At 35.0% G+C, this 22,242-nt stretch carries 15 protein-coding genes and 1 rRNA gene (1 of these 16 only partly in view); 10 read left to right on the top strand and 6 right to left on the bottom strand.

Going from position 1 to position 22,242, the window contains the following annotated elements:
• The first annotated feature begins 42 nt into the window (after window positions 1-42).
• The gene (locus tag P164_RS11250; RefSeq protein ID WP_028376477.1) at window positions 43-372 is read left to right on the top strand and encodes a hypothetical protein; all 330 of its coding nucleotides are present in this window, start codon (window positions 43-45) and stop codon (window positions 370-372) included.
• On the opposite strand, the gene P164_RS11245 is transcribed toward P164_RS11250, so the two are convergent.
• A complete protein-coding gene (locus tag P164_RS11245; protein WP_028376476.1) occupies window positions 369-2,144 on the bottom strand; it encodes a hypothetical protein in 1,776 nt (591 codons plus the stop codon). The two genes, P164_RS11250 and P164_RS11245, sit on opposite strands and share 4 nt — an antisense overlap.
• Before the next feature lie 240 nt (window positions 2,145-2,384).
• Here P164_RS11245 and P164_RS11240 point away from each other — a divergent pair, with 240 nt between their 5' ends.
• The 3 genes from P164_RS11240 to hemL are packed head-to-tail and all read left to right on the top strand — an operon-like array spanning window position 2,385 to window position 5,480.
• A complete protein-coding gene (locus tag P164_RS11240; protein ID WP_234405854.1) occupies window positions 2,385-3,350 on the top strand; it encodes a 1-aminocyclopropane-1-carboxylate deaminase/D-cysteine desulfhydrase in 966 nt (321 codons plus the stop codon).
• 1 nt (window position 3,351) lies between these two features.
• Window positions 3,352-4,188, top strand: coding sequence for a glucosaminidase domain-containing protein (locus P164_RS11235; RefSeq protein WP_028376474.1), 837 nt, complete (start codon window positions 3,352-3,354; stop codon window positions 4,186-4,188).
• 2 nt (window positions 4,189-4,190) lie between these two features.
• Window positions 4,191-5,480 (top strand): glutamate-1-semialdehyde 2,1-aminomutase, encoded by a 1,290-nt coding sequence (gene hemL / locus P164_RS11230; protein ID WP_028376473.1) that lies wholly within the window; start codon window positions 4,191-4,193, stop codon window positions 5,478-5,480.
• 73 nt (window positions 5,481-5,553) lie between these two features.
• On the opposite strand, the gene P164_RS11225 is transcribed toward hemL, so the two are convergent.
• Together P164_RS11225 and lysS are read right to left on the bottom strand one after the other, a co-directional pair.
• On the bottom strand, window positions 5,554-6,045 hold the full coding sequence (locus tag P164_RS11225; RefSeq protein WP_051621339.1) for a hypothetical protein: 492 nt from the start codon (window positions 6,043-6,045) through the stop codon (window positions 5,554-5,556).
• 157 nt (window positions 6,046-6,202) lie between these two features.
• The gene (gene lysS, locus P164_RS11220; RefSeq protein WP_028376472.1) at window positions 6,203-7,894 is read right to left on the bottom strand and encodes a lysine--tRNA ligase; all 1,692 of its coding nucleotides are present in this window, start codon (window positions 7,892-7,894) and stop codon (window positions 6,203-6,205) included.
• Between the two features lie 230 nt (window positions 7,895-8,124).
• Between lysS and P164_RS11215 the strand changes: the two genes are divergently transcribed.
• Together P164_RS11215 and lipB are read left to right on the top strand one after the other, a co-directional pair.
• Window positions 8,125-8,280 (top strand): YqaE/Pmp3 family membrane protein, encoded by a 156-nt coding sequence (locus P164_RS11215; protein ID WP_081817366.1) that lies wholly within the window; start codon window positions 8,125-8,127, stop codon window positions 8,278-8,280.
• 31 nt (window positions 8,281-8,311) lie between these two features.
• Complete coding sequence (gene lipB / locus P164_RS11210) at window positions 8,312-9,013, top strand: lipoyl(octanoyl) transferase LipB (protein ID WP_028376471.1); 702 nt, start codon at window positions 8,312-8,314, stop codon at window positions 9,011-9,013.
• A gap of 7 nt (window positions 9,014-9,020) precedes the next feature.
• Here lipB and P164_RS11205 read toward each other — a convergent pair whose 3' ends face one another.
• The 3 genes from P164_RS11205 to P164_RS11195 form a co-directional block, all read right to left on the bottom strand.
• A complete protein-coding gene (locus P164_RS11205) occupies window positions 9,021-9,716 on the bottom strand; it encodes a hypothetical protein (protein WP_028376470.1) in 696 nt (231 codons plus the stop codon).
• 256 nt (window positions 9,717-9,972) lie between these two features.
• Window positions 9,973-12,453, bottom strand: coding sequence for a hypothetical protein (locus P164_RS11200; RefSeq protein ID WP_028376469.1), 2,481 nt, complete (start codon window positions 12,451-12,453; stop codon window positions 9,973-9,975).
• An 89-nt stretch (window positions 12,454-12,542) separates the two neighbouring features.
• Window positions 12,543-13,136: a ribonuclease HII gene (locus tag P164_RS11195; protein ID WP_035899775.1), complete on the bottom strand. Its 594-nt coding sequence runs from the start codon at window positions 13,134-13,136 to the stop codon at window positions 12,543-12,545.
• Window positions 13,137-13,395: 259 nt separating this feature from the next.
• Between P164_RS11195 and P164_RS11190 the strand changes: the two genes are divergently transcribed.
• From P164_RS11190 to P164_RS11175, 4 genes are all read left to right on the top strand, one after another.
• A complete protein-coding gene (locus P164_RS11190; RefSeq protein ID WP_028376467.1) occupies window positions 13,396-16,650 on the top strand; it encodes a SusC/RagA family TonB-linked outer membrane protein in 3,255 nt (1,084 codons plus the stop codon).
• Between the two features lie 9 nt (window positions 16,651-16,659).
• Window positions 16,660-18,171, top strand: coding sequence for a RagB/SusD family nutrient uptake outer membrane protein (locus tag P164_RS11185; RefSeq protein WP_028376466.1), 1,512 nt, complete (start codon window positions 16,660-16,662; stop codon window positions 18,169-18,171).
• 117 nt (window positions 18,172-18,288) lie between these two features.
• The gene (locus P164_RS11180; protein WP_234405853.1) at window positions 18,289-20,253 is read left to right on the top strand and encodes a putative porin; all 1,965 of its coding nucleotides are present in this window, start codon (window positions 18,289-18,291) and stop codon (window positions 20,251-20,253) included.
• Between the two features lie 847 nt (window positions 20,254-21,100).
• Window positions 21,101-22,242, top strand: a 16S ribosomal RNA gene (locus P164_RS11175) (it continues 378 nt past the right edge of the window).

Raw genomic sequence — 22,242 nt, 5'->3', positions numbered from 1 at the left:
AAATCTAATTTCGAATTTTATAAGTACAATGATACTCTTTAAATGGCTATTTTAATTCATGCACCTATCTTGTTTAAGAAGTTTATAGGCTGTGCTTTTTGGCCATTTATTTTTGTTAAACGAATAGGTTTAAAAGAAGATGCTGTATTCATTAATCACGAGCGCATACATCTTAGGCAACAAATAGAATTACTAATAATTCCTTTTTACCTTTGGTATTTCACTGAATATTTAATACATCTAATATATTTGAAATCTAGACACGCAGCGTATCAAGCTATAAGTTTTGAAAAAGAAGCATATGCTAAGGAGCGAGATTTTGAATATTTAAAAAACCGAAAATTCTGGGGTTTTTTGAAGTACTTGAATTAACGTTGAACAATTATTTGAAATTGTTCAAAATCAGTTCCTCCAAACCGTACTAAAAAATCAAAATTGCCACCAAACCCGAGACCATAAAGTCTGATTGTATGTGTTCCTGCAGGTAGTTGTACATATGTAGACCCACTTAAATAATAAAATCCGTTTGCATATGTTCCATTCGAATCTGGTCTATTCGCATATGTTCCAGTATCGAATGCGTAGGGCTTTGTGCTATCTCCGTTAACTTCTACCCAACCTCTAAATAATCTTGGTTTACCATCGGTAATCGCGGAGCCATCACTTCTAAATAACTGTGCGCTAAATTGATAATTTATAAATACTAGAGATGCCTGGGTTAATGTAATTGTCGACGTATACAAATTAGTAGAAGCTCCAGCTCCAGAACTAGAACTAACATTCACCCCTGTAGTAAAATTATATTCATTAACAGGCATAAATGTTTGCACTAATGAGGGCTGTAAGACCATTGTACCATTATCATCTACATAAACCGGCATGGGGTCATTTTGTACATTGTTTGTATTGTTAGGACGGTTTAAACCATCAACACGAATAGTAGAATTTGCTCCCCCAATGTGTAGTTTTTCTTTTGGAGCTGTATTACTTATTCCTAAATTGCCGGTAGGAGTTATATTAATATCATCCTGGTTAGCACCTATACCATCATTTTGCACTCCAATTTCTAATAGACTGTTTTCTGTGGTAGAACCGTTACCACTACCATCATCAGAATATTTAATATAACCGTAATCACTCACAGCATTTACAGAACTTTTAAACAAGATTGATGATTGTCCCCCGGCATTACCATGCTCAAGTACAATTGTCCCTGCGTTGCCCGCAAGTGTCGTACCGGTATCTTCATAAACGTGAAGACTACCTTGTGGAGTTGCCGTTTTTATACCAATTCGATTTGTACTACCCTGTATAAAAAGTGTATTTTCATCAGCATCAGTTTCTACTCTAAAGTTTAAGTTTAGGCCTTTTTCATTAAATATGGTCGGTCCATTTGCAGCTATACGATGATTGTATGTGTTATTTTCAAACAGATCTAACACTCCATCATCAGCAGTAGAGTAAAGTGATGCGGTAACATCGTTGAGATTAGCAACATTTTCATATATACTCAAACTCTTACTAAACGAGGTGGTTTGATCATTATTGAATACAGCGGTTAAACCTAAAGTAGTAATATCGGGATTATTTCCTCCAGTTGCCACTGCAAGGCCAGTGTTTGTTCCAGACTCCATATAAACTGAGGCATCATATGAACTTCCTGAATTTCTAAACGCTAATCCTGATGCATTCGCATTTGCAGAGCGTCTGAGTGTAAAAGCATCTTGTGCACCTACAGATGTAAATTCAATTTTCTTATCTTCTTGAGAAACAACTCGATCTTCTGCTAAAGTACCATCTACAGTATAGATATTATCGCCTGTTGCAGCGGGAGTGGTAAGGGCAACCCATTTTGTGCCATCCCAGTAGTAAAAACCTTCAGTTACAGCATTAGCTCCTGTTGTCACTGCTTGATTAAAAACTAATAAGCCTTTAGTAGCAGACGGTGTAATCGTAGTGTTATCTGTTATCCCTGTAAGACTTACTCGCGGAATTAAAAGACCTTTATCTGATGCTTCTATGTCAAGTAGCGATCCATTTGCAGGTGTGGTAGTCCCAATACCTACCTGTGCGTGTGAAACAAATGAAAAGAATAACGCAATACTAAATATGAAAAACTTTAGGGGAAGTAATTTTATTCGCATATAAAATTATTAGGGGCCATTAAATGTTATGTTCATCTTGTGGAGAGTGCAAAAATATGTTTTTTATCGACATATAGTTGCTTTTTACCTGTACTTTAACGATTTAAACATAAATAAAATGAATGTTCTGTGTTGTTTAAGTGAGTTATTTCCGATTAAGTGAGTTTAAATTAAGGTGTTTGTATTTTAAAGCTTTTATGGCATAGTACTTCTTAGGATTAAAAATGTCATTATTTTTGTATGATAAAACCTATTATGGCAAATCCTGAGTTGCTCTTTTCTTCAGAAAAACAAGTGCCTATACAAAATATAGATGATCACGTATTTAGGTCTAATAATGTTTTCGTTTCTATTTTGCGAGAAGACCTCCTGCATAAAGAAGTTTCAGGAAATAAATTTAGAAAGCTTAAATACAATTTAATTGAAGCTCAAGAGCAACGGAAAGACACGCTCTTAACCTACGGGGGAGCCTTTTCAAATCATATTGCGGCGACTGCTAAGGCCGGTCAAATTTGTGGTTTTAATACTATGGGTATAATTCGTGGAGAAGAGCTAGGTATTGATTTAAATAAAACCCTTCAGCAGAATGCAACTTTAAAGTTTGCCCACGAGTGTGGGATGAAGTTCTATTTTATAACCCGAGCTGAGTACCGAGAGAAGGACACGGCATCTTTTCGCGAAAGCCTAAAACAGAAATTTGGAGATTTTTATGAGATCCACGAAGGTGGAACAAATCATCTGGCTGTAAAGGGTTGTTCAGAGATTTTGAATGAAAACACTGCAGAATACGATTACATCATGTGCCCTGTAGGAACAGGCGGAACGATTGCAGGTTTAATAGAAGGCAGTCTATCACATCAAAAAGTAATAGGATTTCCTGCACTTAAAGGAGATTTTTTAAATTCAGAAATTGAAAAACTTACGTCTAAGAAAAACTGGGATTTAAATAATAACTATCATTTTGAAGGTTATGGAAAGGTAAATTCAGAGCTTATAGCTTTCATTAATTCGTTTAAAAATACGCACAACATTCAATTAGAACCCATTTATACAGGAAAAATGATGTATGGTTTGACAGATCTTATTTCAAATGCATTTTTCTCTGAAAATACCCGTATTTTAGCGGTTCATACAGGAGGTTTACAAGGAATTTCCGGTATTAATTATCGACTTAAAAAATCTGGAAAATCAACCATTAAAGTTTAATATGATAAGAAAAATTACAGTTGTTTTGATTTTGAGCCTTTTGCTCGTGGGATGCGGTGGTAGTAAACGGGCGGCTAAGAAAAAACTGTCTGTTAGACCTTCAAGATCGTATGAGAACCCAAAAGCAAAACCGGTTGATAATACTCCCGGAGAAACATCTAGAGAAACTAAACAAGCATATGAATATGCCTCTTTTGCCAGTGTTGAAGATTATATAAATCATTTTGCACCTATTGCAAAAGAAGAAATGCGTTTATATAAAATACCTGCAAGTATTACTATAGCACAAGCTGTTCTAGAATCTGGAGCCGGAAATGGTAATCTTACTAAAAAAGCAAATAATCACTTTGGTATTAAATGTCATAACTGGACCGGTGAGGTTGTTTATCACGATGATGATGAAGCAGGAGAATGTTTTAGAAAATATCGTGATCCTAAATTTTCATTTAGAGATCATTCATTATTCTTAACAGGAAGATCTAGATATGCAGATTTATTTGATCTGGATCCTGACGATTATAAAGGCTGGGCTAAGGGATTACGTAAAGCAGGTTATGCAACAGATCCTAAATATCCTCAAAAATTAATTGCTATTATAGAACGCTATGCAATGTATAATTATGATGCTGAAATTTTAGGGACTAAGGTTAAAGATTTTAAGCCTGAGCCTTCAGATAGAGTTGTCTTGCACAAGGTCGTAAAAGGGGAGACCCTTTACAGCATCTCGCGTATGTATAACCTGACAGTTGACGAATTGAAAAAAAATAATGGCTTACGTGATAATACGATAAGCGTAGGGCAGCAGTTAAATGTAACCCCACAGTATAACGGATTTTAATGATGAATTATAAAAGAAGCAGTGCTTTGTTTGTTGAAGCACAGAAAGTAATACCTGGTGGAGTAAACTCGCCGGTACGAGCATTTAAGGCAGTAGGTGGTGACCCTATATTTGTAAAAGAAGCTAAAGGCGCTTATTTATATGATGAAGATGGCAATCGCTTAATAGATTATATAAACTCCTGGGGCCCTATGATTCTGGGGCACGCATATCAACCGGTTGTAGACGCTGTGGTCGATAAAGCAAAGAAAGGCACTTCTTTTGGGATGCCTACAGAAATAGAAACTAAAATCGCAGAACTCGCTGTAAAAATGGTTCCGGGTATAGATAAAATACGTTTTGTAAATAGTGGTACCGAAGCGTGTATGAGCGCCGTACGACTTGCACGAGGTTTTACGGGTCGGGACAAGATTATAAAATTTGCAGGTTGCTACCACGGACATTCAGATTCTTTCTTGATTCAGGCGGGTAGTGGCGCAGTGACTTTTGGTACTCCTAATAGCCCGGGCGTAACACAAGGTACGGCTAAAGATACCTTGTTAGCTGGTTATAATGATTTGGATCAGGTGCGTCAACTTTTTGAAAACAATAAAGATCAGATAGCTACAATTATAGTAGAACCCGTTGCCGGAAACATGGGATGTATACCGCCGGCAGATGGCTTTTTGCAGGGTTTACGGGATTTATGTGATAAACACGGGGCATTACTCATTTTTGATGAGGTAATGACTGGTTTTAGACTTGCAGCAGGTGGTGTTCAGGAATTATTAGGGGTACAGGCAGATATTGTAACTTTTGGTAAAGTTATAGGAGGAGGACTTCCTGTGGGGGCTTTTGCTGCACGTAATGAGATTATGAATTATCTAGCGCCTGTGGGACCTGTATATCAGGCAGGTACTTTAAGCGGAAACCCTTTAGCTATGGCTGCAGGTTTAGCAATGCTTGAAGCTTTAGATAACGACCCCGCCGTTTTTAAACGTCTTTCTGAAAAAACAGCGTATTTGCATAAAGGCATTACAAAAGCACTTTCTGAAAATAAAGTTGTACATACGATTAACAGAATAGGTTCTATGATTTCGGTACATTTTGCTGAAGAGCCGGTAACAGATTTTAAATCTGCATCTAACGGTGCAAATGAAACATTTAAAAAATTCTTTCACGGTTTGTTAGATGAGGGTATCTATATAGCTCCTAGTGCTTATGAAACCTGGTTTATTACAGACGCTTTGAGTTATGATGATTTAGACGAGACTATTGCTGCAGTCGCTAAGATTGCTCCAGAGTTAAACTAGGTTTATTGAATAGAAAACAAAAACCCCTGTAACTCTATAGTTACAGGGGTTTTTAATTAATTAGGAGTTTATTTTATTTACGTTCTCCTTCGGTTCCTCTTCTATTTTTAGAGCGATCACCGCGCTTACCATCTCTATTAGCCATACGATCGTGACGTTTAGATTTCATTTTGCGCCATTGGTCAAATTGTTCTTCAGATAAGATTTTTTTCATCTTTTCTTGTTGTGCAATTTGTTTGTCTAATCTAGCGCTGTAATTTGCTTTACGTTCTGCACGCATAGTCTCACGTTGAGCTTCTGTTGGTTTTTCACCATCTTTCATTTTTGCTGCACGATCTGCGAACATTTTCTTTCGCTCTTTAGCATTTGCCAACTCAAGATTGTAAATTTCTTTTTGTTGTTTTTCATCAAGAACTAATGCAAGGGTCATACGTTTAGTTTGAATATCTGCCATTTCCTCTGGAGTAGCATCCATCATTTTTTTGCTTCTTTCCTGACGATTTCCCTGTTGTGCTAAAGCCGTTACTGAAACGAATAAAGCTACTATTGCAATTATTTTTTTCATTTTTATTTGTTTTATTGTTATGTATCTAAGACTTGAAAAAAACACAAAGGTTTAAATGCAGGTTTAGTATTTTAGTAAGAATAGCAATTTCTTAAATAAATAAAGCCTTTCAGAATATTTTGAAAGGCTTTAGAATAGTATAATAAAATGCTGAAAATTAATCTATTATAGAAACGGTTAATGTTTCTCCTTCTTTTTCAACTTTTGCAAGTTTTTGTCTGGTAAGACCTTTTATACCCTTATCCCATTTCTTATTACTTAAGTCACTTGCTGTTTTTAATTCCTCTAACGGAAGATTTTTTTCTTTTTTTAGAATATTGAAGATTACTTTTTCGTCTTCAGATAAATCTACTTTTTTACGCTCAGTTTTCATCTGCGGGAAGAATAAAACTTCTTGTATCGATTGATTGTTTGTTAAAAACATAATCAATCGATCCATACCTATACCTAAACCAGAAGTAGGTGGCATACCATATTCTAATGCTCTTAAAAAGTCATTGTCAATAAATTCAGTAGCCTCGTCATCTCCTTTAGCAGCAAGCCTTAATTGTTCTTCAAAACGTTCACGTTGATCTATAGGGTCATTTAATTCTGAATACGCATTTGCGATTTCTTTACCGCAAACCATAAGTTCAAAACGTTCGGTAAGCTCTGGGTTTTCGCGATGCTCTTTACAAAGCGGACTCATTTCTTTAGGGTAGTCTGTGATAAATGTAGGCTGTATAAAGTTGCCCTCGCATTTTTCTCCAAAAATCTCATCTATAAGTTTTCCTTTGCCCATTGTGTTATCTACCTCAATACCCATCTCTAGGGCTGCACTACGCAGCTCATCTTCAGATTTACCGGTAATATCAAAACCGGTAAACTGTTTTATAGCATCTGTCATAGTGATGCGTTTGTAGGGAGCTTTAAAGTCTACGTGGTGGTTTCCGAAGTTAGCTTCTGTAGTACCATTTACAGCTAGAGCACAATGTTCTAGTAGATTTTCTGTAAACTTCATCATCCAGTTGTAGTCTTTGTAGGCTACATAAATTTCCATAGCGGTAAACTCTGGGTTGTGAGTACGATCCATACCTTCATTTCTGAAGTTTTTAGAAAACTCATAAACTCCATCAAAACCGCCTACAATGAGACGTTTTAAATAAAGTTCGTTAGCAATTCTTAAATATAGAGGAATATCTAAGGCATTATGATGCGTAACAAATGGTCTCGCTGCTGCACCACCAGGTATAGATTGTAATACGGGAGTCTCAACTTCAAAGTAACCTTTATCGTTAAAGAAATCACGCATAGCTGTAAATAACTTGGTGCGTTTAATGAAAACCTCTTTAACCTTTGGGTTTACAGCAAGATCAGCATAGCGCTGGCGGTATCTCATTTCTGGATCTGTAAACGCATCATAGGTTTTACCATCCTTTTGTTTGGGGATAGGTAATGGCTTTAAAGCTTTACTCAACAGTTTAAAATCTTTAACCATTACAGTTTTCTCACCCACCTGTGTTGTAAACAGCGTTCCTTCAACACCTATGAAGTCACCTAAGTCAAGTAATTTCTTAAAAACATCATTATAAAGTGATTTGTCTTCACCCGGGCAAATTTCATCTCTGTTAAAATACAATTGTATGCGACCTTCGCTATCTTGTAATTGCGCAAAAGATGCCTTTCCTTGTATATTATGAACCATTAGACGACCGGCAATGATCACCTGTTTGCCTTCGGTAAAATCAGATTTAATCTGTTTTGAAGTATGGTCTACGGGGTATAAATCTGCCGGGTACGGGTTAATCCCTAACGCTCTTAATTTACCTAGCTTTTCGCGTCTAATAATTTCCTGTTCTGAAAGTTGCATATGCTGTCTTTATTCCACCTTGTGGAGTTTACTCGATATCGAGATTAAAATGCTCCGAAAATTACTTCGGAAATTGAAAATCAATTTTAAATTACCATTTTCAGAATTATTTGAAAGATGGCTTATAAGTGCGCAAATATAACAACTCGCTTGCGAGAAATCAACACCTGTAACGAAAGCTTGTAAATTGTGTCAAATAGATCATCATTCATCATAAATCAAATCAAAAAATGAGTTTTTTAAGAGCACTGGTTGCAATATTTTTACCGCCACTCGCGGTACTAGATAAAGGTTGTGGTTCTATATTAATTGTAGGTTTACTTACACTGTGCGGCTGGATACCAGGAATAATTGCAGCATTAATTATTGTGAACAGAAAATATTAAGTGAGCCTAATAGTAATTGTATCTTTGCAGTATGAATAAGCAAATACGACTAGAAGATTTAGGAAGTCGCGATTACAAGGAGGTTTGGGACTATCAGGAACGCCTATTTAAAGAGATTTTAGATCTTAAAATTAGAAATAGGAGAGAAGATTTAACGCTTACTACGCCTAACTATTTATTGTTAGTTGAGCATCCCCATGTTTATACTTTAGGTAAAAGCGGAGACATTAGTAACTTATTGATTTCTGAAGAACAATTAAAAGCAAAAAACGCTACGTTTTATAAGATTAATAGGGGAGGAGATATTACGTATCATGGTCCCGGACAAGTTGTGGGGTATCCTATCTTAGATTTGGAAAATTTTTTTACAGATATTCATAAATACTTAAGATTTCTGGAAGAGACCATAATTTTGACACTTGCCGAGTATGGTATCAAATCTGAACGGTCACCTGGTGAAACCGGAGTTTGGTTAGATGTAGGAACCCCATTTGCTCGTAAAATTTGTGCAATGGGCGTGCGTGCGAGCAGATGGGTCACTATGCACGGCTTTGCATTTAATGTAAATGCTAACCTGGGTTATTTTGATAATATTATTCCCTGTGGAATAAAAGAAAAGGCAGTTACTTCTCTAAATGTTGAATTAGGCAGAGCCAAAGTTGACGAAGATGAGGTAAAGCAAAAAATTTTAAAGCACTTCGCAAATTTATTTGAAGCAGAAGTTTTAAAGTAGTTGCTAGTTAAAGCTGAAGTTCAGTAAGAATATTAACACTTGAGACCTGTCCTTTTTTGTTATAATCTACTTGTTTTATAAAACCAACACCTTCCGCAAACCAATGCTTAACAAAGCCTGCGTTTTCATTTTGGGGCTTCATACTGGTTTTAGATTCAATAATGATACAATTAAAAGTTCCTGCAGGAGTGGTGATTGTTTCAGTAGCCGTAACACAGCGATCTTTCAAGAGATACGTTATCCTGTGTTTTATGGGAGTTGCAAGAATATCTATTTCTAAAACAGCATCGTCCAGAGATTGTCCTATTTCTAAGTTTTTAGGTACAACAAGCGCTATTTTTGATATGTCAAACTCAAGATTACTATACTCATCGTATAAAAAGGCCGGAACTACATTGCGGTGATTGAGAACTACAGATTTTGAAGTGCACTCAATCTCATAATTTTCCTGTTCTAAAGTATCCCGTTTTTTTGATACATCTCTATTAACAGCCGATAGAAAGGCTGTTTTACCATTCAATGTTTGTCTAATATGAGAAACTTCATAATTAGTTACCGAAAGTAAATTATTTGTCGTTCCGTAGGCGCTCATTTCAAAAGAGCTGTCAGTATTAAACGTAAATAAATTTGAACAATCATTTTGAGAAATACACTCATTGAGTAATAGTGCATTTAAACAGATTAAAATATAGAATGCTTTCATATCAAAAGTTTTAAATATTATTTAGGATAATATATCCCGACAGTTTAATGTAAATCAAAAATTGTCATTTATAATTTTAGACTACCATATTTAGTTTGGGGAAGCTGGTAGCCAATTATAAATTAGTACATTATACACTGATAATTTATCTAAGACTTAGAGAAGGCAAATAAGTACAGTTAAAAATATTATATTATTTTAGAATATTTAATAGGAAAATCCCCCTTTAACAAAGGGTTGCAGAACAAGGAAAAACTCAGTTAATTTGATAAATTATAACGCTGTTTGACTCACCTTTAGTAATAAGACCCATTTTTGCGCTAGAATTGAGGCTTCCTGCATCAGCGTTTGAAGTACCATACACAGGAAAATTAGGTAAAAGAACACCTTCGGTATTAAAAAGGTATACTTTGTTTGTTTGTGAATCGGTGAGAACAACATAGTATTTTTTCTCAAATCTTATGACTTTAAGCCCCTTGTAAATACCAAGTTCAAGTTCTTTTTCTTGACCATTAATCACGAGTTTATTTTCAAACAACGCAGCTTCTACAGATACTAAGTTATCACATAAGAAGCCAGACCTTAATTTGTTTTTCTTAGTTGTAATCTTTCCGCTTTCTGAAATTGAAATTTGCGTTCCATCAGCTTCATAAAAGATGAAATTTCCATTTTTAATAGAAATAGGATAACCAGAGAATTTAAATTTTTGATTTATGGTTATTCTATTATTTCCGCGGCGATCCAGAATATGTAAAGATCCATCTTCTAGCTGTGTAAGTATGTAGTCTTTAGTTCCTGACCGAAGGTGTTGAGGCGCATTTAAAAGATTTGAGGTTTTATGATAATCAAAACCTTTAACAATAGTAGCAGTATTGTCAAGCATTTGTAATGTTGCTCCCTGCGTAATTACAAATCTATAATTACGGCTGCCGTCATAATCAAAAACGGCTAGTGGTTGTGTTATTGTGTTTTCAAACTTTTGCCCAAATGGTTTTACAATTTCTCCATCGCTGGCTAAAATATAAAATCTGTTTGCAGTTGTAAAAGCATATTGTAATCTTCCATTTTTATAAAGATCTACCTGTTGAATTTTACCTAATATAGGTCCGTCTATTTCTTTTTTCCATTCAATTTTCCCGCTGCTATCTATATGATATAAGGTGTTTGAAATATCCTGTACAAGAATGTTTTTGCCTTTAGTTCTATAATTTTCGAGTAGTTGAGGGCTATCTAATAGGTCATTATCAAGTTTTACACTTGCAATTTGAGAGACCTGTGATTTTTTATTTTGAATATTAAATTTGCTAATGACAGCATTCACATAGGTAAAATTATCAGCTTGTATAAATTGTATTCCTGCATTTGGATAATTCTCAAAATTAATTTCAGCTAAGATTTTACCTTCAGACTTATCTACCTTATTTTCTAAAAATGTTTTTTGTGCAGATACATTTCCATAATAAAACAATGTAGATTCATCACTTAGTTTCTTTTGAAATTGCTTATAGGATTCAGAATTTTTAATAACGGCGCCATTTTGATAATTAGCGATAAGATCTTCTATAGCACTTATTGATCTTGAAAATATAAAGTAGGAGTCAAGTTTGCAATAAACGTGAACCACAGGTGGATTTAGTAATTCTGAAAATGGTCTGTTAAACGCAAGTGAGTCTGTTAATTCATAAATAGGAATTTCTCTATATTCAGATCTTTTAGAAGAATAGGCTGCTAATGCTTTTTCTGAACTCTGGTTGTCTACACTATTTGCAAAAATCAGAGTTTCATTATTTGTATAAATAAGGCCTACCTCATTTACAGACTGAAAAAAATCTTCTAATGGGAGTTTAAAATCTTTAAGTAAAATGGCTCTTTTTTTAGCTAAGTTAATTTTGTATTGTTCCCAGTCTTTTATAGATAAGCTGCTAAAACCAATGCTCGAAACAGGAGTAGTTGCGGCAACTTGAGAATTACCGGTCTCCAATTCATTTAGAAGAGATAGTGTATGACCATTCTCAATATCAGAAGTTAGTACGCCTGTAAATTGAGTTTTTTTATTGTCAATTTCTAAATCAATTGCCGCCCACTCAAAGGGAACTTCTCTTAAAGCAAATTTATACTGTGATAAAACATCTTTAAAAAGGCGTTTATAGTATGAACCTTTTATGTAAAGGTTTGCGTGGCTGGCATCACTGGTTTTAATCATTTTTTGAAGTGATGAGTCTATGGGATCTCTACCAGTATTACCCTGAAGTATGGTATTTTCTAAAATAAGTTTTGAAGTACTGGCAATTAGAATCTCGTTACTTATTATATAATAAACTTCTATCGCATCAACTAAGTATGTGTTTATAGTAGTGCCTTCATAATCAGTTTTTTTAATACTTCTAATAAATGTAGAGTCTCTTGAAACAACGTTTTTTGAAATCTCAGTAAATAAAGCAATATCATAATCGTTTTCACCCAGGGCTACAAAAGAGATATAGCTCTCATTTTCGGGATTAAACTTTGATAGTAGGCTAGCATAGTTTTCTAAAGTTTTAGCAAAACCAGTTGGTTTTATTTTGTTTGCTAGTTCATTAGATTTCAAGTTGTCTTTAAATGATTCCCAATTAGGCACCCTTAAAATCGCTGCTGATTTATGAGGAATTAAATGTAGAAGATTTGTATCTGCTTCTGGCTGCTGTGTGCAATTAGAAAATAAAAATATTAGCCCCAATAGCAAGAAAATATTCTTCATAAAATTAAATTGTAAAGATCAAAATTGGTAAACCGTAAAGATAAGAAGTCTTCGCAATGCATTTAAGCTTAAATCTTTTTAAATCTAGTTTATAAAATTACTGAGGGAAGTAATTTAAATGTTTTGCGATGATATACGGTTTCACCAAACTCTTTAATAGCCGCCCTATGTTCTTTTGTAGGGTATCCCTTATTTTTAGCCCAATTGTATTGAGGGTGTAATTCGTGAAGATTGGTCATATATCTATCCCGCTCAGTTTTTGCTAAAATTGAGGCAGCAGCAATAGATAAGTATTTGCTATCTCCCTTAATTATGCAATTATGAGAACAACCTTTATACTCCTTAAATCTATTTCCATCTACAATAATATGTTGAGGGGTGATATTTAAGTCTGCAATCGCCAGGTGCATCGCTTTTATACTGGCATTTAAAATATTAATCTCATCAATCTCTTTAGGGTATACATGTGCGATAGCATACGCTAAAGCTTGTTCTTCAATTAGAATTCTTAATCGTTCACGAGATGAATGTGAGAGTAATTTAGAGTCATTAAGTAATTTATTTTTAAAATCAGCAGGTAAAATTACTGCAGCTGCGGTTACCGGTCCAGAAAGACACCCTCTTCCAGCTTCGTCTGTACCACATTCAATTAAGTTGGTTTGTGAAAATAATTTTAATGGCATTATACTTTTAAAATTAAATGATATTTAGTTGATAATTAGATTTATACAACAGTTTATTTCTAATGCCCAACTTTGTGTTATTTGTTAAGTTATTATTATTAAAAATGCTTCTTCACAGAGAAAAATGTAATAAAAGTTTCGAATACACTTAAAAATTAAAGATTATTTATGTTAATTTAAGGATAGTTTAACTGTTTCTATTGCAATTGTGATAAAGTTTTGAGATGTTTGCTAAAGGCAAATTCAAATAAATAAATTTATGAAATCAAAAATTACATGGTGCTTTGCGCTTTGTTTGCTGTTTATAACGCAGCTAACATTCGCTCAGCAAAAAACAATTACGGGTACCGTAACTGATCAAAGCAACATTCCGCTACCTGGAGTGAATGTTGTTATAAGTGGTACAAATACCGGTACTCAAACAGATTTTGACGGGAAATATTCAATTGTTGCCGATCAAGGTAATACTTTAGTTTTTTCTTATGTAGGTTTTCAAGAAACCTCTGTTAAAGTTGGATCATCTTCAACCATAAATACTAGTATGGTTGCAGGAGAAGAATTAGATGAAGTTGTAGTTACAGGTTTTGGAAATGTATCTAAATCTTCATTTACAGGCTCTGCTAAAGTAGTTGAAGGCGAAGAGCTTTCTAAAAAATCATTTGCAAACGTATCACAAGCCTTAGCTGGAGAAGCTGCTGGTGTAGCTGTTTTTAATACTACAGGACAGCCAGGTAGTGTGTCAACTATTCGTATTAGAGGATTTGGGTCTATAAATGGAAGTCAGGCACCTTTGTACGTTGTAGATGATGCTCCTTTTGGAGGTAGTCTAAATGATATAAACCCTAATGACATTAAATCTGTTACTGTTTTAAAAGATGCCTCTGCAACTTCATTGTATGGAGCAAGAGGTGCTAACGGAGTTATCGTTATAACCACTAAAAAAGGTGAAGGGCGCAATAATTTAAATGTTTCTGTTAAAACAGGGACAAATTATCAAGGTATTAAGCGTTATGAAACCATAAGATCTCCTGAAGAGTATATCGGTATTTCATGGGAAGGTATATATCAAAGAGGTTTGCTAGAAAATGATGGAGATCGAACTGCTGCCATTGATTATGCGAATTCAAACTTATTTGAGGGAGCTAATGCAGATGTTTCTGATATATCTCCAGTTTATAATATGTGGAACATTAGTGACAGCGGAGCTGCTGGAGTATCGCAATTAATTGATCCTAATACAGCAACTGTTAGACCGGGTGTTTCAAGAAGATATACTCCTGAAAACTGGGCAGATTTTGCGTTTCAGAGTTCAAACAGGACAGAAGCTAACGTATCATTGTCAAATAGTGGAGAAAAATCTTCAGTATATGCGTCTTTTGGTTATATTGATGATATAGGTTTTGCAAATAACACGGATTACAAAAGACTTAACGGACGTGTTACAGCAACAAATAATGTTTTAGATATTATTAACTCTACAACTACAATAAATTACGCTCAAAGCGAGACAAATAATAATGGAACAAGCGAGGATTCAGGTTCTCAGTTTTGGTGGATAGATAATTTACCAACAATTTATCCCCTTTATAGAAGAGACGCTGCGGGTAACAGGATACCAGATCCTATTTATGGGGGTTCTCTTTTTGACTATGGTTTAGAAGACGGTCGCGGATTCGGATTTGCAACAAATGGTGTTGCTGATTCTGAAATTAATATAAGTACGGCCAAAGCAAACGCAGTTAACTTTAATAATGATCTTAAAATTGATATAGTTGACGGTTTAACTTTTGAGAATAATTTTGGGTATCAGTATTTTATGAGTGAAGATATTGATCTAAATGAACGTTTTTATAGTCCCGCTAAAGGAGAAGGTGGTAGAGTTTCAAGAGGTCGTTCTGAAACAAAAAACTATACGCTAAGAACAGGTTTGAGATATACTAAGAATTTTGGAGATTTAAATTTATCAGCTTTTGTATCGCACGTTGCTACAGAGTATGAGTTTAACTATTTATTTGCAAGTCGTTCAAACTTAGTAACATCTTTTGGGACAGATATAAGTAATGGTGTTGTAAACAATCCTGGAGATGGTTTTACAAGAAATGAAAAAACTGAAAGTTATATAGCGAATGTTACCTTAGATTTTGGAAACAAATATTACCTAAATGGAACCTTCAATAGAGATGCATCTTCAAGATTCGTAAATGAAAAATGGGGTAATTTTTATGCAATAGGAGGTGCTTGGATACTGTCTAAAGAGAATTTTCTTCAAAATTCTGATGCTATAGATTTTCTTAAGTTAAAAGCTAGTTATGGAGTGATTGGTAATTCTGATACTAATGGTTCTTACGGAGGTCTTTATCCTGGTTATAATATTTATTCTATCAATAACCTTAACAATAACATTTCTTTGGCATTTGCTGTAAAAGGTAATGCAGATCTTACTTGGGAAAGTTCTAATCAATTTAATACAGGTTTAGAATTTGAACTTTTTGATTTTGTTGATGCTTCTGTCGAATACTACAGAAAAACGACCACAGATATGTTCTTTACTAGAAATGTGGGGCCATCAAACGGTTTTGCAACTCTTCAGGTTAATGACGGTGAAATGCTAAACTCTGGGGTTGAATTTGATTTAGATTTTAAATTAGTAAAAAGTCCAAAGTTTAGTTTAAATATCGGAATAAATGGGCAGTTGCTTAATAACGAATTAGTTGCATTACCAATAGATCCAACGACAGGTCAAGAACAGCGATTTGATCAATCAGGAAGCTATGGTCGTACTGCTGGACGTTCTTTATATGATTGGTATATGCCAGTTTATGCAGGTGTAAATTCAGAAAATGGGGCGGCTCAATGGGAGCGTTATTTTGATGATGTTGATAATAATGGCGAATTCGGAACTGGTGATGTGATAATAACAAGCCTTACAGGTTACCAGAACGATAATCCTGACGCAACTATTGTACAGGATATAACTGAGGTTTATGCAGAAGCTGCAGATAGATTTGTTGATAAAACTGCTATACCTGATATTAGTGGTGCTTTTAGATTAAATGCAAGTTTTGGTAGTTTTACCTTAAGCGCATTGTTTAACTATTCTTTAGGTGGTTGGTCATATGATGGCGCTTATGCAAATCTTATGGACAATGATTATGCAGGTACAAATAATTTTAGTACAGATATTAGGAACCGTTGGATGGCTCCAGGTGATGTTACTAACATACCTCGACAAGATGCAAGATTCCAAATTCAACAGAATGCTACTTCAACTCGCTTCTTAACTAAATCTGATTTCTTAGCGCTAAATAACATTCGTTTAGGCTTTGACATGCCAGCTACTTTTGTTGAAAAAATGGGACTTGATAATTTGAACCTATTTATTACTGGCGATAACCTAGCACTTTGGTCTCAAAGAACAGGTTTTAATCCTTCAACTTCGATAACAGGTAACTCTAGTATTTATACTTACAGTCCACTGTCTACGATTGTTTTTGGTGTTAATTTAACTTTATAAAAAATAACTATGAAAGCTTTAAGAAAAATAATTTATGCAGGGGCTTTGCTATCTCTTGCATCATGTAGCGATGACTTTTTAGAGGTCAATCCTACTGAGGTTTTAACTGATGCTCAAGTAGCAGCAGCTGCTGAAATAAATGAGGAGGTAGCTAAAGGTACTTTACTTGGTATTTATGAAAATATGTATCGTTTTGGTAGTGGAGGCACAAATGCTCAAGAGGATTTTGGAGTGACCGCGCAATTTATGCAGATGGATATATTATCTGCAGATATGGCTCATTTAGGGAAGAGTTACAATCGACAGGTAAACATTTCTGAATTAACTGCAACTTTAGATCCAGACAATGATGTGAATTATCGTGCTTGGAGATTCCTATACAGAATCATAAATTTATCTAATTTGGTTATAGATGGTTCAGGAGGCAACGATGTCGTTCCTGAAACAGAAACTGGAAGATATACTATTGGTCAGGCTAAAGCTTTGAGAGCTTATGCGTATTTTTTCTTAATTCACGCTTATGTGAATGATATTTCAGATTTGTCAAAACCTGTATTACCCCTTTATAAAAGTGCTGCAGAACTCGATCAACCTAAGAGTCCTTTACAGGATGTTTTTGATCTTGTAATTAGCGATTTGCTAGATGCAGAAACACTATTAGAGGGTTTTGTCAGAGAAGAAAAAATTGAGATTAATCAGGATATTGTTAGAGGCTTATTAGCTAAAACATATGGAGCTTTAAATAATTGGCCTAAAACTGAAGAGTATGCTAAAAAAGTTATCGATGCGGGTTATCCAATTATGACTGCAGATGAAGTAGCATTATTGCCAGATGAAGATGGAAGCGTTGGAGGTTTTAATGATGTCAATACAATTCCCGGTATAATGTGGGGAATAAATATTACTGGTGAAGGCCAAGGATTAGCATCTTTACTATCGTGGTGGGGCTTTATGGATGCGTATAGTTATAGCTATGCTGCTGTAGGAAACCCTAAAGGTATGGATAGTGGTCTTTATAGTAATTTTAGACCTGATGATATTAGAAAGTATCAATTTAACTCTAGTTTAAGGCCTTTAGGGAAGTTTTATTATAAAGGAGCTCAAAATAATGGTTTCAGAGCATTTTCGGGTCCTCAATCTAATATAGATTCAGATTCTCATTATATGAGAATTGCAGAATTTTATTTATTACATGCTGAGGCAGCAGCTGAAAATGGAAATAATGGAGCTGCTAGAACTAGTTTAAAGGCTTTATTAGATTTAAGATTAGATGACAGTTCATATATTGATGGTCTGGCAGGAAAAGCCTTAGCTGAAGAGGCAGCTTTGCAAGCTAGATTAGAATTATGGGGAGAAGGTCAATCATATTTTATTATGAAAAGAAGACGTGAGACTAGAACTCGAGGATCAAATTGGTTAGATTTTGCAGGCCAGTCGTTTAGCCATAATGATGAAGAGTTAACTTACGAAATACCTCAAAATGAAATTTTATTTAATTCAAATTTAGATGGGCAGAATTAACCTATTTTATATTTATTAAATAAAATTAGTTCTTTATTTAAACCGGATGATAAATTAATCATCCGGTTTTTTTATGCCATAATTTTCCTTACAGCTTTACGTTTAAAAACTATATTTTTGACACAAATATTTTTGATGCGTAATAGCTTACTTTTTTTGATAGGTTTAGTTTTTGGGAGTACACTTTTTGCTCAGGTAGATGAACCAAGAGGTTTACAGTCTGATGGAGAATCACAAAGTGGCTCGATAAGGCCTAAGGCTAAAAAAGAACAAGAGCGGCCGCCTATAGATTTGTATAAAATGTTTACAGTAGAAAACGATACAACAATCGTTGATACCTCATTAACCATTCAAAAACTCTATAAATACAACTATCTAAGAAAAGATAATTTTGATTTATTACCCTTTTCAAACGAAGGTCAAACCTATAACACCCTTTTATACGATTTTTCTTCTCAACGCATAAGGCCATTATTTGGAGCTAGAGCGCGACACTTTAATTATATGGAGGTAGAGGATATGTTGTATTTTGAGGTTCCTACGCCCTTGTCTGAGATCTATTATAAAAGTGTATTTGAACAAGGGCAAAACTTAGATGCTTTCTTTACGATGAATACCTCGCGTAGATTTAATTTCTCAATTGCTTATAAAGGGTTGCGTAGTTTGGGTAAGTACCAGCATATATTAACAAGTACCGGTAATTTTAGGTTTACAACAAACTATAAGTCTAAAAATAACAGGTATGAATTAAAGGCTCACTATGTTGCTCAAGATTTACTTAATCAAGAAAATGGCGGACTTACAGATCAGGCTTTAATGAATTTTGCAGGCAATGATAGCCAGTTTCAAGACAGGTCTAGATTAAGTGTAAACTTTGAAAATGCAGAAAGTATTCTAGATGGTCAGCGTATTTACATAAACCATAAATACGATTTAATTCCGCAAAGCGATAGTATTTCTAACAATAGAATTGAAGTGGGGCATATATTTAACTACGATGATAAATATTATGAGTATAGGCAGACTGCTCCTTCGTCATTGTTTGGTAATTCATTTGTAACCACAAATCTTAGAGATAAGGTAGATATTACAGATTTAAATAATCAACTCTGGGTAAAGTATACTAATAATATTTTGGGTAGTATTACTTTTCAGGTTAATCACACCTATTATAAGTATGGTTATAACTCTGTGCTTATTCAAGAAAATAATAGAATCCCTAATGTATTAAATGGCAATTTAATTGCTGCTGGAGCGAGTTATAAAAAAGCATACAGAGGTTTTCAGCTAAAAGGAGAAGCACAAGCAAATATTTCGGGTGAATTTGATGGATATGATTTAAAAGCCGAAGCGAGTTATCAAATTAATGATGATGCATTTTTTTCAGGAGGTATACATTTAAATGCCGCAGCAGCTAATTATAATCATTTATTATATCAGAGTAGTTACGAAAATTACAATTGGTACAACGCCGAAAACTATGACACCGTAAAGACGAACTCTTTAGATTTTAGTATAAAATCTAATAAATGGCTTAATGCTTCTGCCAGTTTGGTTAATATTAAAGATTACGCATATTTTGCTATAGATCCTGCAACCTCGCTTATAAACTCATTTCAGACAAATGATAACATTACTTATTTGAAGTTAAAGGCAAGTAAAGAATTTAGGCTTGGCAAATTTGCTTTAGATAATACCGTTGCATATCAAACAGTAAGTTCAGGTAATACTTTTCTCAATGTTCCGGAGATTACAACTCGTAATACGCTTTATTATACAGATAACTGGTTTAAAAAAGCTCTGTTCGTTCAAACGGGAGTGAGTCTTAATTATTTTACTGAATATGCTATGAATGGTTATGATCCTGTTTTAGCAGAATTCTATGTTCAGAATGACCAAGAATTAGGAAGCTTTCCGTTGATAGACTTATTCTTTAATATGAAAGTTCGTCAGACCCGTATATTCTTTATAGCAGAACACATCAATTCATTAGCATCTAATAATAATTACTACAGTGCTCCGGGTTACCCTTACAGAGATTTTACACTACGATTTGGTTTAGTGTGGAATTTCTTTCTATAGTCTTATTAGTGGTTTTTGCTGCCTTGTGCAGCAACCGGGCTATCACTACTCGCTTAATTTAAAGACTTAGGTCTTTAAATTAGAGCTCAAACAGGCCGCTTTATCCCTAACCCTTCATTTTTCCTGAAGATTCAAAAGTCATTTTACAATAAAACAAACTCCCAAGAGTGTATTTGATCGAGTAGATTCCTTTAATTTATCAGTATTGGTATTTTTTAATATTTATTTAAGGATGATAGTTCAGTTTAAATGCTCTTAATTAAGAATGTTTTAAAATTAATTTTGGATGTAAGTTATTGGTTTTAAGGAGTTGTAAAATTAGTTTGCAAATACTTTTAAAAAATGCTTGTAGGGTTAGATAATCGTTCTATATTTGCGCCTCCAAAATCGGGTATAAAAATCGGTTTTACGTTCTTAGAAAGTGTGGTTTAAAAAAAAGATACGATTAATTCGTGTTGAATTAAAAAAGGGTAGTATCTTTGCCCTCCTGAATTTTGGCAACGAAATGTAGGATTAGTTCTTAAGAATCTTTTAGAATGAGGCTTAAAAAAAACTTAATTTTTTATTTGTTTGGTAAATAAAAAAGATTGTATATTTGCAGCCGCTTTCGCAGAGAGCTACGCACATTGAAAACGAGATGATTTGGTAATAAAAATAAGGTTCGATTCCTTAGCATCTAACAAAGAAATTCTCTTGAGAGATAGAGAAAGTTCCTTGACATATTGAATTGACAACGCGTATTATTTAGAGATAAATAATATTTGAATTAAAGACTAGAATAACCATTTTGAGCACTCTGTAAAGAGTAATTAGATTTCCTTATATCGTGGAATATTATAAAAACACTACGATGAAGAGTTTGATCCTGGCTCAGGATGAACGCTAGCGGCAGGCCTAACACATGCAAGTCGAACGGTAACAGCACTTCGGTGGCTGACGAGTGGCGCACGGGTGCGTAACGCGTATGCAATCTGCCTTGTACTGAAGTATAGCCCAGGGAAACTTGGATTAATCCTTCATAGTCTATTTGAGTGGCATCATTTAAATAGTAAAGGTTACGGTACAAGATGAGCATGCGTCCTATTAGCTAGTAGGTGTGGTAACGGCACACCTAGGCTACGATAGGTAGGGGTCCTGAGAGGGAGATCCCCCACACTGGTACTGAGACACGGACCAGACTCCTACGGGAGGCAGCAGTGAGGAATATTGGACAATGGGCGAAAGCCTGATCCAGCCATGCCGCGTGCAGGAAGACGGCCCTATGGGTTGTAAACTGCTTTTATATGGGAAGAATAAGGTCTACGTGTAGACTGATGACGGTACCATAAGAATAAGCACCGGCTAACTCCGTGCCAGCAGCCGCGGTAATACGGAGGGTGCAAGCGTTATCCGGAATCATTGGGTTTAAAGGGTCCGTAGGTGGACTAATAAGTCAGTGGTGAAAGTCTGCAGCTCAACTGTAGAATTGCCATTGATACTGTTAGTCTTGAATTGTTATGAAGTAGCTAGAATATGTAGTGTAGCGGTGAAATGCATAGATATTACATAGAATACCGATTGCGAAGGCAGGCTACTAATAATTGATTGACACTGATGGACGAAAGCGTGGGGAGCGAACAGGATTAGATACCCTGGTAGTCCACGCCGTAAACGATGGTTACTAGCTGTCCGGCTCGATTGAGAGCTGGGTGGCCAAGCGAAAGTGATAAGTAACCCACCTGGGGAGTACGTTCGCAAGAATGAAACTCAAAGGAATTGACGGGGGCCCGCACAAGCGGTGGAGCATGTGGTTTAATTCGATGATACGCGAGGAACCTTACCAGGGCTTAAATGTAGTCTGACAGATTTGGAAACAGATTTTTCTTCGGACAGATTACAAGGTGCTGCATGGTTGTCGTCAGCTCGTGCCGTGAGGTGTCAGGTTAAGTCCTATAACGAGCGCAACCCCTGTTGTTAGTTGCCATCGAGTAATGTCGGGAACTCTAACAA

Origin of the sequence: Leeuwenhoekiella sp. MAR_2009_132 (assembly GCF_000687915.1) — a bacterium.
Lineage (GTDB): Bacteria > Bacteroidota > Bacteroidia > Flavobacteriales > Flavobacteriaceae > Leeuwenhoekiella.
This window is presented reverse-complemented; position numbering and strand designations above follow the sequence as displayed.

What these genes read in the sequence shown, in the direction of transcription:
- P164_RS11250 (WP_028376477.1), top strand. Translation starts at nt 43, where the DNA reads ATGGCTATTTTAATTCATGCACCTATCTTGTTTAAGAAGTTTATAGGC.
- P164_RS11245 (WP_028376476.1), bottom strand. Translation starts at nt 2,144, where the DNA reads ATGCGAATAAAATTACTTCCCCTAAAGTTTTTCATATTTAGTATTGCG.
- P164_RS11240 (WP_234405854.1), top strand. Translation starts at nt 2,385, where the DNA reads ATGATAAAACCTATTATGGCAAATCCTGAGTTGCTCTTTTCTTCAGAA.
- P164_RS11235 (WP_028376474.1), top strand. Translation starts at nt 3,352, where the DNA reads ATGATAAGAAAAATTACAGTTGTTTTGATTTTGAGCCTTTTGCTCGTG.
- hemL (WP_028376473.1), top strand. Translation starts at nt 4,191, where the DNA reads ATGAATTATAAAAGAAGCAGTGCTTTGTTTGTTGAAGCACAGAAAGTA.
- P164_RS11225 (WP_051621339.1), bottom strand. Translation starts at nt 6,045, where the DNA reads ATGAAAAAAATAATTGCAATAGTAGCTTTATTCGTTTCAGTAACGGCT.
- lysS (WP_028376472.1), bottom strand. Translation starts at nt 7,894, where the DNA reads ATGCAACTTTCAGAACAGGAAATTATTAGACGCGAAAAGCTAGGTAAA.
- P164_RS11215 (WP_081817366.1), top strand. Translation starts at nt 8,125, where the DNA reads ATGAGTTTTTTAAGAGCACTGGTTGCAATATTTTTACCGCCACTCGCG.
- lipB (WP_028376471.1), top strand. Translation starts at nt 8,312, where the DNA reads ATGAATAAGCAAATACGACTAGAAGATTTAGGAAGTCGCGATTACAAG.
- P164_RS11205 (WP_028376470.1), bottom strand. Translation starts at nt 9,716, where the DNA reads ATGAAAGCATTCTATATTTTAATCTGTTTAAATGCACTATTACTCAAT.
- P164_RS11200 (WP_028376469.1), bottom strand. Translation starts at nt 12,453, where the DNA reads ATGAAGAATATTTTCTTGCTATTGGGGCTAATATTTTTATTTTCTAAT.
- P164_RS11195 (WP_035899775.1), bottom strand. Translation starts at nt 13,136, where the DNA reads ATGCCATTAAAATTATTTTCACAAACCAACTTAATTGAATGTGGTACA.
- P164_RS11190 (WP_028376467.1), top strand. Translation starts at nt 13,396, where the DNA reads ATGAAATCAAAAATTACATGGTGCTTTGCGCTTTGTTTGCTGTTTATA.
- P164_RS11185 (WP_028376466.1), top strand. Translation starts at nt 16,660, where the DNA reads ATGAAAGCTTTAAGAAAAATAATTTATGCAGGGGCTTTGCTATCTCTT.